Below are 15,113 nucleotides of genomic sequence, written 5' to 3'. Positions count from 1 at the left end.
ACCCCTTATCGAATGGGTTCGGTCCCAGCGAGCGCAGCCGCCAGTGCACCTGCATATGCAGGGGTGGCCGCACCAACAGCGCGTATAAATTGCGCACCAGCAGCACGCAGGCAATCGGCAGCTTGCACCATGGACGATGGATCAGCATATGGGATATCCAACTGACCACGTGCGTGTGAAAACAGCGTTGAAGATGGCTGCTTTTGAACATTCAGCTGTACGAGCAGCGGTCGATCGCACGCGTGTGCTGCACGCTGCGCAAGACGAGCAGCACCCTCACTATCAGCCGAAGTGCAAAATCCCACCACGTCAGCTTCAAGATCGGCCATCACGGCAACGATGTCTTCGAGACCTGTTCCATCGTTCGCAATGCCTTCTTCATTAACATCAACTGAAGCAATAAGAGGCGTGGCAAACACTTGACGTACACCCATCAGGGCGCAGCGCGCATCGGCGGCACCAGTCAGCCCATTAACAAAGAATGCATCGATATCCGCATCGCCAATCGCCCGCGCAGCGCGCAGGTACTCGTCGCGATTAGCGGTAAGCGAAGACTTGCTATTTGGATCAATCGGTAAGCCAGTTGCGCCAATTTCTGCCAGTACATGCTGCGTTGTAAAAGCGGTTGCTAAAGATTTTGCCGCCTGTGCAATATTGATGTCGCGATCGGCCGCTCGTTGATGAGCAAGACGCGCGTGCGTAACGCCAGCAGTCGGCGCTACCAAACAGGGTGCGCCAGCAGCCACTTGTAAGCGCAACGCCGCTGATACGGCTTCTGGTTCGAGCACCGAAAGTAGCGATACCCCAAACGATAGATCAAACCCCTGCGCGATAAGGGTCGATTCAAGCGGAGACGATAGGGTAAGCATATCGTGATGGAAGCGCATTTGAATGTCAGGCATGGTGCTCCTTCGACGCGGGTTAAGCTCGTTTACAGCCATGTGTAGCAATTGCCACGGTACGTAATTTCTTGCGTGTGAATTCCTGCATAAGCAGAATTTTGATGCCGCTGATGCACTCTGGTGAGCGTCACGTTACCATCCTGAAACCGCTTACATAAAACACGCACTCACCAGTCAATAGTTCTGCAAGCACGGCAGGTAGAATGTATTCATCAAACGAAAGGAACCCCTCCTCAGTTTGATTGGTATCCGCCTTTCTCCTCCCTTGCGGCGGATACGGTTACACGGAAAACGTGTACCACCCCTCCCAAGGCCCGGTGGCGCTCCCCTTTTAGCCCCGGGCCATTCTCTTGCCTTTACGCCTCACTTAACGTATATCATGAGCTTTTCGAGATCGCGCAGCAAGACGCACATTGGCATCAAGCCAGGTCTCTGGTGTACCGGTGTCAAATCCGTCATCATCATCAATCACCAGCGCGTACATCTCTTCTTCTGCTAAAACCGCATCGAGCGCATCGGTCAACTGTATTTCCCCACCAGCACCTGGTGCCACACCGGCCAAAAGCTCCATGACGCGCGGACTCAGCAGATACCGACCAAATACCGTAAGGTTAGATGGCGCTTCGTCAACGGCGGGCTTTTCAACCAGGCTGTTTACCTTCCATACCCCCGCAGACACTTCGCTTCCGCTGATAACACCGAAACGACTAACTTCTTCGCGTGCAACGGGAAGCACTGCAATAACGTTGGCGCCCTCGTGTGCTTCGGAAATCTCACGCATGCGCGCAAGCATACTGCCATCTTCAGCAATGACATCGCCCAACAGGACAAAGAATGGCTCCCCACCCGTGACAGCAGCCGCACAATGCACCGCATGCCCAAGGCCCAGTGCTTCATCTTGATACACAAACGTCACTGGCAAACTGCCCGCATGCTGAACCTTTTCAGCCAGCGCAGTTTTACCGCGTGCTGTTAAGGTTGCTTCGAGTTCTGCATCGGGCGCAAAGTGATGCTCAATCGCCTGTTTGGTGCGATTGTTTACGATAATCACTTCATCCGCGCCCGAATCGAGCGCTTCTTCCACAATGTACTGAATAACCGGGCGGTCGACCACGGGCAGCATTTCCTTTGGCACTGCCTTGGTTGCTGGTAGAAAGCGAGTTCCCATCCCCGCCGCAGGAATAACCGCCTTCATAGTTTAATCCTCCTGCTTTTTAAGGATGTCGGCTGTCTTGTTGGTTTCGCGTCGATCGAGCGCTGCAGCAAGCAGTGCCATCTGCGCCTCAGCGCGCGAAAGACGAACGGCAAGAAATACCGTATACGCCAAAAGAGCCAGCCACATAAAAGCATAGGCAGCAATCACATAGGGTGCCGACGGAAGAATCGTCGCATAGATCTGTTCAAGAACGGCATTCATACATTACTCCTCATCCAGGATTTCTTTAGCATGTTCAAGGCGATTTTCCAGCTCGGCGGTGCGCACGCGCAAAAGATACAGCCCGTACGCAATAAACATCATGCCAAAAAGGGCCAGTAATAGCGGCATCAACATATCGGGTGAAAGCCCCGAATCGGTACGGAAAATGGTGGGATGCACGCCAGAGGGCACCAGGCGCGTGATGGCAAAGCAAATAGGCACATCAATGAACATGATGATGCCAAAGACACTTGCAAAGACGGCGCGGCGTTCTGGTTCGTCAACGGCAGCCCGTAAAACGAAATACCCCATCACCAATAAGGTGAGAATGAAATAGGTGGTCAAACGCGGTTCCCACGTCCACCAAACACCCCATTCGAAACGCTCCCACATCTCACCTGAAGCCATAACCATAATCACGAAGATAAGGGCTACCTCGGTTGATACCCGAGCGCGCAAATCCCACGCAGCATCGCGGCTCGCCAAGAAACGGATTCCGCAGTAAGCCGTACCCACTAAAGCCAAAAAGCTTGCAATAGCCACTGGCATATGGAAGTAAAAGATCTTCTGCGAAAAGAGCAATTGATTGGACACGAGAGTGTCGCCAATCATTTCAACCCCATCGACTGTAGCGCCATTGACAGGCGGCGCAGTCGTGAACGCCAAAATAAACCCCGCTGTTGTCAGCAAAGCCCCCACGGCAAGCATGAAAGGCGTGAGGCGTGCGGCCAAGCTATTGTGCATGGTCCTCCTATCGATGGATACCAGTACGTTGTTTTCATCCGCGATCAAGCTATTCAGATCAGTCATCCAGCCAACCTGACAAGCTCGCTGTCAGGAAATAATACCATTCTGCTCGTGTCATAGCGGCAGGTAGCATCCACCATTTCCGCCGATACCACGAAATCACGCTCAATTCCCGCCCATAGTGAAAGACGACAACAAGGAATACCGCGACAGAGAATTGTGTTGCCGCGCCGCAATTGTGTCATGCACTCACCACGAAATCGTAGAGAACCCACGAGAGCAGCAGCATGATGACGTCGTAGCCACCCGCTAATGCTAACGAAAGATTGAATGCCCCTTCGATGTCGCCGCCAGCAAGCACCACGGTACTTGCCGAAACGCAGGCATATAGTAAGGGGTACACCAGGGGGATAAACAGCACCGCAAGCAAGACATCTTTGCCACGAGTCGAAGCCGTTATCGTGGCAAGGAGCGTACCAATACCGGCAATACCCACCGTTCCCAGTGCGAGCGGCGCTGCAATAAGGGGCCATGTTGGAGCCAATGTCGTAGTTGTGAGAAAGAAAAAGGCGAATAGTGGCAAAATGATCAGTTCAACCACCAGAAGAAAGACCAGGTTACCAGTAGCTTTTGCCAAAAAAATAACGCTCCGGTCCAGCGGCACCAGCAAGATGCCTTCAAGACAGCCATTTTCCCGCTCGTGCGCAAATGAGCGGTTGAGACCCAGCAGTGACGTAAACACGATCAGCGCCCAAAGCAGCCCGGCCGACATCTGGAGAATATCGAAACCCGAAGCCGTCTGCGAAAGTGCCGCACCGTATACCACCAACACGAGCAGCGCGTAGATACCCATAGATGTGAGCATCTCTTTTGTACGAAATTCACGTCGTAGGTCTTTACCTAAGAGTGTTCGGTACTGCGCGAAGGTTGAGGGCGTCTTTGTTTCAACTGCCATCAGGCCACCCCCATCCCTACCGTATGCCGATAGAGATCCTCAAAGGCAGCATAGTCAATCTCGTCGCGGCGCGCATAGGCAACGTTGCGTCCACGCGCCATAACAAGTGCATGCGTGCAGGACGCAAACCCTTTGCTTAAGTCATGACTTACCATGACAAAGGTGCGATTTTCTCGCATGCGTTCGATAAGATCGTCAAATATTTCAACCGCATGGGGATCAAGCCCCGAATAGGGCTCGTCAAGAAACACGATATCAGGGTCATGCAAAAACGCACGTGCAATAGCTAAGCGTTGCGTCATGCCCCGCGAAAAGGTTCGGGTCACATCAAGACGGCGATGCGATAGCTCAACCGCTTCAAGCATTTCGTCTACCCGCGCAGACGCATCAACGATGCCATACAGCCGCGCTGAAAGCATAAGATTTTCCTGAGCAGTTAAATCGCCATAAAGCATCGACTGATGGGAAATAAGCCCAATATGAGCACGCGCTTTATCGGGATTTGCTACCACGTCGATGCCAGCCAAGCGCACCGTGCCACGTGTCGGGCGCGATAAGGTGGAAAGAATACGCAACAGTGTCGTTTTACCCGCGCCATTCGGGCCAAAAACCGACACAAAGGCACCGCGCGGCACATCAAGCGTAATGCTATCAACTGCTCGGCGGCGTCCAAATACCTTACTGACCCCTTCAAGGGAAAGTATGGGATTATCTTCCTTCATTGAGGCATTGTTATCCGCTTCTGCAACATCAGCATGAGCTTTAACCATCAATGCCTCCTTCTCAATTACGGCCGCGTCCACCAAATGCTGCAACGCCAGCACCAACAATCAGCAGTGCAAAGCCTGCCCATACCAGCGATATCTGTGGGTTCACGCGCACGTCCATCGAAAATGCGCCATTCCCATTGACTCCTTTGTAAATGACAAACAGGTCTTCATCAGCAAAATGGATAACGCCCGTATTGCTCTTGGTCTGTTGTGTTGACTTTACCAGCTGTACATTGGGCGACACATGACCGACATAGGAATCGTTGCGATACACATCATATTCCACCGTGTAATAAATATCGTTTCCGCTATCACCTTCCACGATGGAATTCCCGGTGTACTTCAGCGTGAAATCCTGAATAGTGAAATCAGGTGCCGTATCGTTCGTGGAATCGTATGGGATGTAGCCCGTCTTTTCGGTCACAAACATTGATGAGCAAATAAGACCAATCAGAATAATAGCCATTGCAAAGTGTGAAATGAACCCACCAACGCGCGAAGCATTGTGCGCGATCATCTTGAAGAAACCGACAACGGGGTTAACCCCACGCGAACGTGACCAATCCGACACGGTGCGAGCACACATAAACAGGGTGTTAAAGAGGAGCAAGCTTGCCACCAGGAAGCCCACAGCTGCCAAGCCCTTATAGTAGAAGGCCGGCCCCGCTGCAAGATAACCTTCAGCGGTCGATCCACCAGCGGCAACGGCCGCATCGTAGGTTGGACACAGGTAGAACCACCAGTAGCACATCAACACAATGAACAGCACCGCAGCACAGATAGCTGGCAGTTTCGCACGGCGTAAAAAGAGCACCCGGTCGGTTTTGGCCCATCCAAGCAAAGGACAAATGGCAACAACCGCGCAATAGATAATGCCGAGCGGTCGAGCAATGGCATCGAAGGTGCCAGTAGACACTGCCGACCCACCAAAAGGTAACCAGCGCGGCAGTGCGCTTGCTACCGTGAGATAGCAAATGAGAACAGCAAGAATCACCATGATGACGTTGTTGAAGTAATACGCCGCCTCACGTGAAGCAAGACTGTCGACATCTTCGTCGGAAACAGACTTTGCACCAAAACGCTTCCATCGAAACGCCAGTCCAATCGCACCGGCAAGGATCGATACCACAATCAGCGTGCCAAACAGGTACAGAGAAACGGGATCGCCCGCAAAAGCATGCACCGACTGAATGAGGCCTGAACGCGAAATAAAGGTACCGAGCACCACAAATGCAAAGGTAATGCAGGCACACATAATGCTCCAGCGCTTGAAAGCGCCGCGCTGGCGATAAACCGTCAGACTATGAATTAAGGCCACGCCAACAAGCCACGGAAGCAAACTTGCGTTTTCAACCGCATCCCAGCCCCAATAGCCGCCCCAACCAAGAACGACATAGGCCCATACCGAACCAAGACCAATACCAATACCTAACAGCAGCCATGACACCATCAAATAGCGCTGGCATTTGCGCACCCACGTATCAGAAGAATCACCAACCACCAGGGTAGCAACCGCATAGGCAAACGGAACCGTTAAGCCCGCATACCCAATAAAGAGCGCCGGCGGATGCACGGCCATAGCCCAGTGCTCCAACAGCGGGTTCATACCCCACAGCGACGCTGCACCAGTTAAGTTGCCATCGGCATCGAAATAGCTAGCAGCCATCGCAACAAACGGGCTGTTGCTTTCGGAAAACAGGAGGATGCCTACAAAACCAGCAAGCACTATTTGCATCACGATAAGGGCAACTGAATCAAGCTTATCCATCCGCTTCATATCGCGTATGGATATCACCGTAGCGAACAGCGAAATAAGCCAACCCCAGAACAGGAGTGATCCCTCGCGGCCCTCCCACAAACCTGAAATACGGAAGAACGTACCCATCAGGCCTGTTTGTTTGCTCGACCCTTTTACAACATATTCAATGCTCGTATCGCCGCTGACAAATGCAACCACCAGCAGCACACAACAAAATGTTAAGGCAACAAATGCCACGACAACCGCAACATGACCGCCCCACAGAATTGTCTCTCCCGTACTGTGAGAACCACGCTGTCGTACTATCATGCCCGCAATAAGACACACAACGGATACCGCTACACCAGCAAACGCCACGAGCAGACCCATCAGACCGAAAATCGCCATGCTTTCTTTCCTTTCTGCTGATTTAAGCAGGTTAGCTCTGCAAAGCGATATCAGTCGCAGAGAATTTTCCATCGGAGCCGACGTTGCCGGTAAGCACTACCTGGGAACCGTCGGCAAGCATTGCATCTGATGCCGCGCCGTCATAGATAACAGAAATTGTCTGAGAAGGATCATCCGTATCAGCAAGCACAAAACGATCACCTTGACCAGCTGCATTCTGGCTACCAGCAACCACACTACCGGTTACACGCACCGTTTTATCAACAATGCCTTGATCGTAACCAACAAGCCGCGAAACAGTTAAGGCAGATGTGCCACTTTCGTATTTGGAAGGACACTTCGTGACCAGCTCAGTGGCACGCAGGACACCGTCGTCGCCCACTTTACCCGTGCAAATAGCAGTAACATCGTTGCCAAACGTTGATGCCGCAGCACCATCGTAGGTCACCGGCAACGTAGAAGCTTCTGCGTTATCCGGATCATAGATAGTAAAGGCAAGCGTATTACCTTCGATGGCATATGAATCTTTCAGGACGTTACCCGTTACCTGAATTCTCTGGTTAGACACTTGGCCGCTGGCCGCTTCATCAACCGATACGGTTTTCGCCGTTGACGATGAAGCAACAAATGCCAGTACTACGACCATCACCATAACGATGATGCCCGTAACTACTACGAGACGTCGTTTCGTTTTTGCGTTCACCGATACCTCTTCTCCTTGCTCGAGTCTGCATCGAGACAAATCCCCATTACTATAGCGGTATGCCTGAAAAAGTACGCCTGCGCTATCGTATTAGGGTAATAAACCCCACCGTGTCTCCTTAAAGCCTCGGTAAAGAATCTCGTCTGACAGAAAACAAAGGGACCGACCGACATAAAGTCGATTGGTCCCCTTGCTTGTTTCGCCTGTGTGCCAGCCCTCACCAGCACTCATGCGAATTTAGGAAGCATTCACGGAGTTCTTCTCCAACTGCTGTCCCTCGGAGTAGTTAACCCATCCATCAGGCATAGCAGCTGCTGCTTCGCTGTGGCACTGCGTGCAATAGAACACTGATGCACGATGCGACTTGTGGCATTCGCTGCACTCAGTTTCGCCGTGCTGCCAACGATGCGGATTGAAGCTCATGCCGGACGTAGCCTGCGTGAGATCTTCGCGTGTCATGTCATGGCAGCCACTCTTCAAGCAGAACTGGTCGCCCGAACTGTCGTCATGACCAGAGTTTGCCTGGAGTGCCTTGGTGCCAACTTCTTCCAGCGGATAGTAGTAATCACCGGTGATGGTCTCAGAGACCTCAGTAAGCTGCTGGGTAATGGTTGGTACATGACAACCGAGGCAATTAACGCCTGCTTCCTTATGGGTAACGGCCAACATCGCATTTGTGTTGGAAACCGCATTCCCCCACTTGTCCGTACCCTGCGTATTCGCGTCCTGTTCGTACGTTTCTACGTAGGCGTTCATGGATTCATGGCAGAAAGCATTGCAGAACGTCGGCTGATTATGCCAATTCCAAAATCCGATGCCAGCGACGGCAACGACAATGACGATAACGCCAACAATGATTGGCCACTTCTTTTTCTTTGCAGCGGGCTCTGCAGCTGCCTGCTGCTCTTCAGTGGTCGTCTGTTCCGTGGTGGTTTCTTGCTCCTTCTTTTCCTCGCTCATCTCTAACCTCCTTCACATATCTCGTAACTTCCCCTTGGCTTGAAGCACGAACCGGATATCTGCAAAATCCCTCTGTTGTCCGCCTTCGGCCACAAGCCACTGTAGCGAAATTCCCCTGGTGAACCATCACCCATTAAGGGGGAAATTCGGCTATATTCATGATAACACGACGTAACGTCACCACATCCTAAAAAGCCGCAATATTGTCGGTCTATATGTACTCATACAGCAGGTATGAACAGGAAGAACTTGTGTCAAGACATTCAAATCTTGTAAGAGAGTTTGAGAGCTTGCACACGTTAAATGTGCGTGCTTGATTATTTGAAGTACTCTCAACTTTTAGCTGTGTGAAGTTATAAGCCCGTGCGAAGATGTGCGCACTCTTAAATACAAGGTTCAGAAGGAAGCAGCCCTATCTGATGCGGGTCTCCCAGAAGGCAACTGCACTCGCCGCCGCTACGTTAAGAGAATCGATGCCCGGCGCCATGGGGATGCGTGCCATCCAATCACAGAGCATGCGCGTTTGCTCCGCAAGACCATCGCCTTCAGTGCCTAAAACAAGCGCAAGCCGCTCGCACGCGGCAAAGCGCGCATCGTTTAGCGGAAGCGCATCATCGTCAAGAGCAAGCGCAACGGTTTTGAACCCAAACCGATGCAAGAGATCTATGCCACTCTCGACCCAATCACCCGTACTGCCACTGTGCGCTTTAGCACCAATACGCGTCCACGGTACCTGAAATACCGTACCCATAGAAACGCGAGCAGCGCGGCGATAGAGAGGATCATGACACGAAGGGGTTAAAAGAACCGCATCAATACTGAGTGCCGCTGCACTTCGAAACGCAGCACCAATGTTCGTGTAGTTAACAATATCTTCGAGAATCGCCACGCGGCGAGCATTCTTTAGGAGCGCTTCGGGCCTAGGAAGTACTAGGCGTTCAAATACTGCGAGAGCACCACGCGTTACTTCGTAGCCAGTAACAGCACGAAACTGCTCGTGCGTCACGATGAACACCGGTATTGCCTTGGCAGTGTGTTCGTGTCCAAGGCGGTCAAGCACCGGTCGTGTTTTTGCCAGCCACTTTTCTTCTAAAAACAAAGAACGTAGATGCACACCCGCATCGAGCGCACGATTAATTACCTTATCTGATTCAGCTATGAAAAGGCCACGCTCGCGGAGAAGCATATCAGACGTACGACGATACGGATCGAGACGGGAGTCGTCTATTGTATCAGGATGAATCAGTTCCAACCCAGCTGATGGGGCATATGCACTTTGCAAGGAGAGGGCACTATCTGGCGTATGAGGATAAATCTGTTCCAATCCTTCTCCTTTTGGTGCCGTATAAGACCTTCCGACGCTAACCTAAATGAGGCAGTTCTGTCGGTAATCAATCTTTAATACGAGTGTCCAATTTGTGTCCAAATTTATATAAAAGTATATCGAGAAATATAAAAATAGTAGACACTAAGTCTCTTAAGGGAACGATAAGAAAGTCGCTGAACTGCAAAAACAGATCAGCGACTTGTAAAATCCTGGTGGAGATGAAGGGGATCGAACCCTCGGCCTCAGCGTTGCGAACGCTGCGCTCTCCCAACTGAGCTACATCCCCATTGCGTGTAAGCATCGAGCAAGCGAGAAAGTATATTGAGGTATCACCCTCTGTTTGTCAACTGAAAAGCGGCTCTCCAAACGATAGATCGGACCCGCAATCTGCTTAGTTTTCCGCAACGCTCAGGATCGGTTCTTTTTGCTCTTCAGGGTCTTGTGCTAGTTCACTAATAAGAGCAGCGAACAAGGATTCCCCATCTTGTGACAGCTCGACCGTACCCGTGAGAATATCAACATACTGGTAGGACTGACGAGCCTTGCGACCGCGCCGATGTTCCACTTCCATAATAAACAACTGAGGATGGATCTGTACGAGCACCCCTTCGGACTCAATAATCTTCGAACGGCCCATATTGGCACGCACAGAAAGCCGCTGTCCAACAAGCCCGTCAAGATGAGTACGAATCGCGTCGATGATCTGAATCTGCTTTTCCAATTCCATGAAATCGGTCTCTTTTCCATCCGATACATCATCTGATGCATCTCTTGATGCACGTATAACGCGCGAAATTCTATCACGCTCGTCAACGTTTGCCCACAAAAGCACCGGTAAAAGAGGTATCTATACGCGCGTTCCATATTATCGTCAAGCAATAAGCAAATCGCTTTTAAATCGGCTTTCGTAAAACCGGTAAAGAGAACAGCGGTAGAAAAGTTCGTTCTCTGACGTCTGAATAGCCTGTTGCCAGCGTTGTAATAAGCCCATTACTAATGGTGTAACGCCCTGTCACGAACCATTACAATGCCTCTGCCCCACCGCGATCTATATGAATCGCCAAAAATAACGCGACACTAATTAGTGTGTCTAGCAGCTAGAAAGGCTGAACGACATTTTTACTGACGAGAAAGAAGACCCATTTTATAGGCCTGTTTTCCGAGGCATTTAAATTCCTCAAGTGAAAGCGACTCCCCCCGCCTGCGCGGATCGATGTTACTTGCCGCAAGCACCTGGTCGATACTGGCCGCATCTACGCGACCGGCAAAATAGGCACGGCAGGAATTGGCGACGGTCTTACGCCGCGTCGCGAAGGCAGCATCGGCCATCATGCGTGCACAGCGGCGTTCATCTGGTGACAGGTTGTCTTGTTCAGCGCGATCGAGACGTATGACAGTACTTTGTACCCGTGGCGGCGGGAAAAAATTTGTTGGCGCAACGGTAAAACGGCTTACCGGATGTGCAAAAAGCGCCAACTTTACCGTAAACGCACCATAATTTTTTGTTCCTGGGTGCGCAGCCATGCGATCAGCCACTTCTGACTGCACCATAACCGTGGCCGACTGAATTGAATTGAAACGTTCAAAAACATCAAGCACTAGCGTAGCAGCCACCGCATACGGAAGATTTGCTACCAATTTGTTTGGCGCAAACGATAGATCATCTGGGCCCACTGACAGGGCATCACATCTGATGAGCTCAAATCGATCGTGTGCAAAATCGCAGGTTTCAGCCAATACAGCCGGAAGATCAACATCCCGTTCAATAGCTGCCACCCGCCGCGCACAATGCAACAGCGCCACGGTAAGTGTGCCAATACCGGGACCAACTTCTAAGATGTCATCTTCGCACGAAAGCTCTGCCACATCACAGATGCGCCTGACTACTCCTTCGTTGATAAGAAAATGCTGCCCCAAGGCCTTCTTAGTTGCCAGACCATGAGCTTCAAGTACGGCACGGGTCGCACGAACGCTCGCCAATGGTGAAAGACGCTCGCCTTCAGCATCCATATGAGAAACCCCCTTGTACCTCATCGGCAATCTTATCGTGGCTACAGCCAATCCAAGCGGGAACACGCCGTAGAATCTCTTCGGCGTCTTGGCCGATACACGCCTCAACTACATCCAGCAAAAAGCCAGCTACCGCAAGCGCCGAGCGGGTGCAAACAACCAGCGGATCAAACCCATGCGGATCGCCCCCCTGCCCCACAACAAGCAAACGCGCTGAACGGCGCACATCAGTTTTTCCAGCATTGTGCATCCTATTCCAGAAAAGCGGCTGCAGGCGATCAAGCAAGGCCTTATAGGGAGCAGATGGACCAGCAAAATATACGGGAGCCACCACGGAGAGACTACTCGCGCGCGACAGTGTTGCAATTACCTCGTCCATGTCGTCACGCATAAAACAGCGACCCAGATCTTTGCAGCGATTGCATCCAACACACCAGGACATGTTGAGAGCCGCCACGTCAATCAGTTTTACTTCGTCGGTCGGGTGCTGCTCTGCCAACAGATGCAGTGCCGTTTGGGCAGCACGACGGCAGATCCCATCGGCTGGCGAGCCGCACATTACGAGGTGTGAGTCTGCCATGATGTTGCTGGACGATCGAGTAAGGAAAGCGTATTTGCATGAAGCGTCGCAAGAAAGTCGCGACGGTCATCTCCTGCGGAAATGCCTCGTTCAGCAGCGAGACGCTCCGCAGTAAACACGATAAATTCAGGGCTATTTTCCGTACCACGCAGCGGTTCAGGTGTCATATAAGGACAGTCAGTTTCAAGCAACAGTCGATCGATTGGCACCATTTTCATGCCCTCGCGCGCTTCATCGAGCTTTTTAAAGGTAAGAGCACCCCCATACGCGATAGAACATCCACGATCGAGCCACGGCTCTAAATCGTGCGGAGAAAGTGAACAACAATGCAGAATGGTGCCAGCCGCCGGAAACCCCTCGTCATCAAGAATAGCCAGTGCTTCTTCGTGTGCTTCACGCACATGCAGAGCTATTGGCAGACCCGATTCATGGGCCAAGCGTATCTGTCGGCGAAAAACCCGCTGTTGCAGATCGCGCGGGGATAGATCGTAATGGTAATCAAGGCCAACCTCACCCACGCAGCATGTGCGCTCATCTTTGAGGTGAGTAATAAGACGCGCTTCGACAAACTCAGTAAAGTCTTTCGCATTATGAGGATGACATCCACAAGCAAGACGGATGCGCGATAGAGAAGCTTCCGTTTCCGGTGCGATCACACTCATCCAGGAACGTGCCGACAATTCCCACGCCGGAAGCTGGGTATAGGTGCGACCCGCATCTTCTACAGGGTCGGTAATATCGCAGATGAAGTCAACCTTCCAAAGCGCTGCACGCGCTAAAGAAAGATCGCGCTGAGAAAGCGATGCTAAATGACAATGTGAATCAGCAAGAGGATGCTCAAGCGGTGGCAGCGGCCCATCAATCGTACGATAGTGCCCATGGCGACGACGCTGATGAATGAGCGCATCGTAAAATACCGGTTGATCTTCCTGCTCTGATGCCATTGGTGACTCCTGATTATTCCAGATTGAGATCGATGGCTTCAAGGTCCAGGCGCGGGAACAGTGGCTCGCCCTTTTCGACGGCATTACCAGCAGGCAAAAGACCCCAGGCACTCTGTGATTCAATATCGGTACTATCACTTGCTGCATCGAGGCTTAAGCGATGAAAGACCTCGTCAGACGTACGCGGCATAAACGGTGACATAAACAGCGCAATAATACGACAGGCTTCAAGCGCATTGTAGATAACCGCTGCAAGCTCATCGGCGCGAGCGGGATCCTTTGCCAGATTCCAAGGTGCGCTGTCTTCAACATAAAGATTTACCCGACTGGCAAGCTGCTGGACAGCAGCTGCCGCGCCCGTAAAATCAACAGCAGCCATGCAGGCATCATAGGTCTCATACAAATTGTTCGCGAGTTCCCGCAAAGGATTTTCAACAGCACTACTTGGTGCTTCAGGCACCTTGCCGTCGAAATACTTGCCGGTCATATTGAAGACACGTGAAACAAGATTTCCCCAGGTGTTAGCCAAATCAGCGTTGTACACCTGTACCATGCGCTCCATTGAAATGTTGCCATCATGGCCAAACTGCACATCACTCATAAAGTAATACCGATACGCGTCAACGCCAAAAATACGAACAAGATCGGCTGGCATAACGCCATTGCCCTTTGACTTCGACATCTTTTCGCCCTTAGTCAGCAAAAAGCCATGTCCAAACACCTTGTGCGTTATAGGCAAACCTGCCGCCATAAGCATAGCGGGCCAGATCACGCAATGAAAACGGGTGATGTCTTTACCCACAAAGTGATACTGCATCGGCCAGCGTGCTTCAAATTCACCTGCCCGTGCTTCGTCGGCATATCCAATGCCGGTAAAGTATGCGAGCAACGCATCAGCCCATACATAGGCCACGTGACCCGTATCAAAAGGAAGCGGAATACCCCAGTCAAACGTCGAACGACTAATAGAAAGGTCCTTCAGGCCACCCTTCACAAACGATACGATTTCATTGCGCCGAGTAAGAGGCTGAATAAAATCGGGGTGTTCATCATAGAACGCAAGCAGGCGATCCTGGAACTCCGAGAGTTTGAAGAACCAGTTTTCTTCCCCTGAAGCCTTCTGAACCGGACGATGACATTCGGGACACACAAACGTGCCATCCTCGTCTTTTTCCAAGTCGGATTCAGCGTAGTACGTTTCTTCATGAACACAATACCAGCCATCGTAGCTATCTTTATACAGCCAACCCTTTTCATAGAGGTCGCCCCAGAAGCGCTGCACTGTGCGCGTTTGCCGCTCTTCTGTCGTACGAACGATGTCGGTGTAGGTAATGTCAAGCAAGTTCCATGCATCCAGAAAGGCTGGCTCCATGGAATCGCACCATGCCTGCGGAGTCATACCCTTCTTGGCAGCGGTATCGGCAACCTTTTGCCCATGTTCGTCCATGCCGCCCACAAAAGCCACGTCGTAGCCATCCATGCGCTTGTAGCGAGAAAGCACGTCGGCCCCTATGGTTGTGTAGGCCGTACCCAAATGGGGAGCAGCATTGACATAGTAAATGGGAGTGGTGATGGAAAAAGTTCCCTTTGACATGGGAATAACTCGCTTTCCGACCGCGATGCGAATGATGCGTCTACGGTCTTTTGTCTGC

The 15,113-nt window shown here is 51.6% G+C and carries 16 protein-coding genes and 1 tRNA gene; all 17 read right to left on the bottom strand.

From position 1 onward, the window contains the following. Positions 1-5 precede the first annotated feature (5 nt). A complete protein-coding gene (locus CCUR_RS02505; protein WP_012802914.1) occupies positions 6-902 on the bottom strand; it encodes a homocysteine S-methyltransferase family protein in 897 nt (298 codons plus the stop codon). Positions 903-1,269: 367 nt separating this feature from the next. Further along, the gene (locus CCUR_RS02500) at positions 1,270-2,097 is read right to left on the bottom strand and encodes a UTP--glucose-1-phosphate uridylyltransferase (RefSeq protein WP_012802913.1); all 828 of its coding nucleotides are present in this window, start codon (positions 2,095-2,097) and stop codon (positions 1,270-1,272) included. 3 nt (positions 2,098-2,100) lie between these two features. Further along, on the bottom strand, positions 2,101-2,319 hold the full coding sequence (locus CCUR_RS02495) for a CcmD family protein (RefSeq protein WP_012802912.1): 219 nt from the start codon (positions 2,317-2,319) through the stop codon (positions 2,101-2,103). A 3-nt stretch (positions 2,320-2,322) separates the two neighbouring features. Beyond that, positions 2,323-3,129 carry a cytochrome c biogenesis protein gene (ccsA, locus tag CCUR_RS02490; protein WP_245526106.1) on the bottom strand — a complete coding sequence of 269 codons (807 nt, stop codon included), beginning with the start codon at positions 3,127-3,129 and terminating at the stop codon, positions 2,323-2,325. Beyond that, positions 3,126-3,311: a hypothetical protein gene (locus tag CCUR_RS07460; protein WP_143711804.1), complete on the bottom strand. Its 186-nt coding sequence runs from the start codon at positions 3,309-3,311 to the stop codon at positions 3,126-3,128. The genes ccsA and CCUR_RS07460 overlap by 4 nt, the downstream gene beginning before the upstream one ends. Beyond that, positions 3,308-4,021, bottom strand: a complete 714-nt coding sequence (locus tag CCUR_RS02485; protein WP_012802910.1) for a heme exporter protein CcmB — start codon at positions 4,019-4,021, stop codon at positions 3,308-3,310. Before CCUR_RS02485 ends, CCUR_RS07460 begins: the two co-directional genes overlap by 4 nt. Next, positions 4,021-4,743: an ABC transporter ATP-binding protein gene (locus CCUR_RS02480; protein ID WP_041225491.1), complete on the bottom strand. Its 723-nt coding sequence runs from the start codon at positions 4,741-4,743 to the stop codon at positions 4,021-4,023. The genes CCUR_RS02485 and CCUR_RS02480 overlap by 1 nt, the downstream gene beginning before the upstream one ends. Before the next feature lie 61 nt (positions 4,744-4,804). Further along, positions 4,805-6,937, bottom strand: a complete 2,133-nt coding sequence (locus CCUR_RS02475; RefSeq protein WP_012802908.1) for a heme lyase CcmF/NrfE family subunit — start codon at positions 6,935-6,937, stop codon at positions 4,805-4,807. A 31-nt stretch (positions 6,938-6,968) separates the two neighbouring features. Then, the gene (locus tag CCUR_RS02470; protein ID WP_012802907.1) at positions 6,969-7,640 is read right to left on the bottom strand and encodes a cytochrome c maturation protein CcmE domain-containing protein; all 672 of its coding nucleotides are present in this window, start codon (positions 7,638-7,640) and stop codon (positions 6,969-6,971) included. A gap of 237 nt (positions 7,641-7,877) precedes the next feature. Further along, complete coding sequence (locus CCUR_RS02465; protein ID WP_012802905.1) at positions 7,878-8,600, bottom strand: cytochrome c3 family protein; 723 nt, start codon at positions 8,598-8,600, stop codon at positions 7,878-7,880. 412 nt (positions 8,601-9,012) lie between these two features. Further along, positions 9,013-9,852, bottom strand: coding sequence for a TrmH family RNA methyltransferase (locus CCUR_RS02460; protein WP_041225490.1), 840 nt, complete (start codon positions 9,850-9,852; stop codon positions 9,013-9,015). A gap of 285 nt (positions 9,853-10,137) precedes the next feature. After that, a tRNA-Ala gene (locus tag CCUR_RS02455) sits at positions 10,138-10,213 on the bottom strand. A gap of 105 nt (positions 10,214-10,318) precedes the next feature. Continuing rightward, the gene (locus CCUR_RS02450) at positions 10,319-10,654 is read right to left on the bottom strand and encodes a Veg family protein (RefSeq protein ID WP_012802903.1); all 336 of its coding nucleotides are present in this window, start codon (positions 10,652-10,654) and stop codon (positions 10,319-10,321) included. Positions 10,655-11,046: 392 nt separating this feature from the next. Next, complete coding sequence (rsmA, locus tag CCUR_RS02445; protein ID WP_012802902.1) at positions 11,047-11,937, bottom strand: 16S rRNA (adenine(1518)-N(6)/adenine(1519)-N(6))-dimethyltransferase RsmA; 891 nt, start codon at positions 11,935-11,937, stop codon at positions 11,047-11,049. Further along, positions 11,927-12,517, bottom strand: a complete 591-nt coding sequence (locus tag CCUR_RS02440; protein WP_041225197.1) for a flavodoxin family protein — start codon at positions 12,515-12,517, stop codon at positions 11,927-11,929. Before CCUR_RS02440 ends, rsmA begins: the two co-directional genes overlap by 11 nt. Beyond that, positions 12,496-13,461 carry a TatD family hydrolase gene (locus CCUR_RS02435; protein ID WP_012802900.1) on the bottom strand — a complete coding sequence of 322 codons (966 nt, stop codon included), beginning with the start codon at positions 13,459-13,461 and terminating at the stop codon, positions 12,496-12,498. The genes CCUR_RS02440 and CCUR_RS02435 overlap by 22 nt, the downstream gene beginning before the upstream one ends. Before the next feature lie 13 nt (positions 13,462-13,474). Then, a complete protein-coding gene (gene metG / locus CCUR_RS02430; protein ID WP_012802899.1) occupies positions 13,475-15,055 on the bottom strand; it encodes a methionine--tRNA ligase in 1,581 nt (526 codons plus the stop codon). Between the last annotated feature and the right edge of the window lie 58 nt (positions 15,056-15,113).

It is taken from the genome of Cryptobacterium curtum DSM 15641, from assembly GCF_000023845.1.
Lineage (GTDB): Bacteria > Actinomycetota > Coriobacteriia > Coriobacteriales > Eggerthellaceae > Cryptobacterium > Cryptobacterium curtum.
Note: the sequence above shows the minus strand (reverse complement) of the source record. Positions and strands in the feature narration are given on the sequence as shown.

What these genes read in the sequence shown, in the direction of transcription:
- CCUR_RS02505 (WP_012802914.1), bottom strand. Translation starts at nt 902, where the DNA reads ATGCCTGACATTCAAATGCGCTTCCATCACGATATGCTTACCCTATCG.
- CCUR_RS02500 (WP_012802913.1), bottom strand. Translation starts at nt 2,097, where the DNA reads ATGAAGGCGGTTATTCCTGCGGCGGGGATGGGAACTCGCTTTCTACCA.
- CCUR_RS02495 (WP_012802912.1), bottom strand. Translation starts at nt 2,319, where the DNA reads ATGAATGCCGTTCTTGAACAGATCTATGCGACGATTCTTCCGTCGGCA.
- ccsA (WP_245526106.1), bottom strand. Translation starts at nt 3,129, where the DNA reads ATGACTGATCTGAATAGCTTGATCGCGGATGAAAACAACGTACTGGTA.
- CCUR_RS07460 (WP_143711804.1), bottom strand. Translation starts at nt 3,311, where the DNA reads ATGACACAATTGCGGCGCGGCAACACAATTCTCTGTCGCGGTATTCCT.
- CCUR_RS02485 (WP_012802910.1), bottom strand. Translation starts at nt 4,021, where the DNA reads ATGGCAGTTGAAACAAAGACGCCCTCAACCTTCGCGCAGTACCGAACA.
- CCUR_RS02480 (WP_041225491.1), bottom strand. Translation starts at nt 4,743, where the DNA reads ATGAAGGAAGATAATCCCATACTTTCCCTTGAAGGGGTCAGTAAGGTA.
- CCUR_RS02475 (WP_012802908.1), bottom strand. Translation starts at nt 6,937, where the DNA reads ATGGCGATTTTCGGTCTGATGGGTCTGCTCGTGGCGTTTGCTGGTGTA.
- CCUR_RS02465 (WP_012802905.1), bottom strand. Translation starts at nt 8,600, where the DNA reads ATGAGCGAGGAAAAGAAGGAGCAAGAAACCACCACGGAACAGACGACC.
- CCUR_RS02450 (WP_012802903.1), bottom strand. Translation starts at nt 10,654, where the DNA reads ATGGAATTGGAAAAGCAGATTCAGATCATCGACGCGATTCGTACTCAT.
- rsmA (WP_012802902.1), bottom strand. Translation starts at nt 11,937, where the DNA reads ATGGATGCTGAAGGCGAGCGTCTTTCACCATTGGCGAGCGTTCGTGCG.
- CCUR_RS02440 (WP_041225197.1), bottom strand. Translation starts at nt 12,517, where the DNA reads ATGGCAGACTCACACCTCGTAATGTGCGGCTCGCCAGCCGATGGGATC.
- CCUR_RS02435 (WP_012802900.1), bottom strand. Translation starts at nt 13,461, where the DNA reads ATGGCATCAGAGCAGGAAGATCAACCGGTATTTTACGATGCGCTCATT.
- metG (WP_012802899.1), bottom strand. Translation starts at nt 15,055, where the DNA reads ATGTCAAAGGGAACTTTTTCCATCACCACTCCCATTTACTATGTCAAT.